The sequence below is a fragment of the Bradyrhizobium sp. MI1.3 genome, from assembly GCF_055811695.1.
The window spans coordinates 1-471 of record NZ_JBVVPQ010000262.1 but is presented as its reverse complement, the minus strand read 5'-3'; the positions used below and the strand labels follow the sequence as shown (position 1 = coordinate 471).

The window sequence follows — 471 nt, the reverse complement described above, 5'->3', positions numbered from 1 at the left end:
ATCGACTTACCTTGAGACGTAGCCCGGCCCACGCTGCCGCAGACTCGCTTGCTCCCGCAGCTGGGACAGAGACTCGTAACTTGGTCGCCGCCAGGCTGTGTCGCCGTTGGACTGCTTCACTGGTAGATCGAGATTGTACTCGTGGAGCCAGCAGAGCGCCTGTCGCGCGCTGCCCAGTTCCTCGACCTTGTCGAACACCAGCTTGATCGCTTCCTGGACACGCCGATCCGGATCTTTCTCGTAACGGTCGCCGGCCTTCACGAAGCCGACGGGCGCCGCCACAACCAACTCGCCCCGGCGCGCCTTCTCGTAGCGGGCCGAGAGCGAGAGTTGCCTCGGTAAGGTTGGTGCGGTTTGCGCCCGCGAGGTCTCGCGCTTCGCCCGCAACAGCCGAGATTGGCAGCAACTCATCGAGATGTGCCGCGTGGTCGATACCGTTCTGGTCGATCAGGAGACCATCTATGCGCCGAG

General features: G+C 63.5%; 1 protein-coding gene. It reads right to left on the bottom strand.

Annotated elements, in window-relative coordinates:
* Positions 1–6 precede the first annotated feature (6 nt).
* Positions 7–411 (bottom strand): hypothetical protein, encoded by a 405-nt coding sequence (locus tag AC0L3A_RS40945; RefSeq protein WP_473256609.1) that lies wholly within the window; start codon positions 409–411, stop codon positions 7–9.
* Positions 412–471 lie beyond the last annotated feature (60 nt).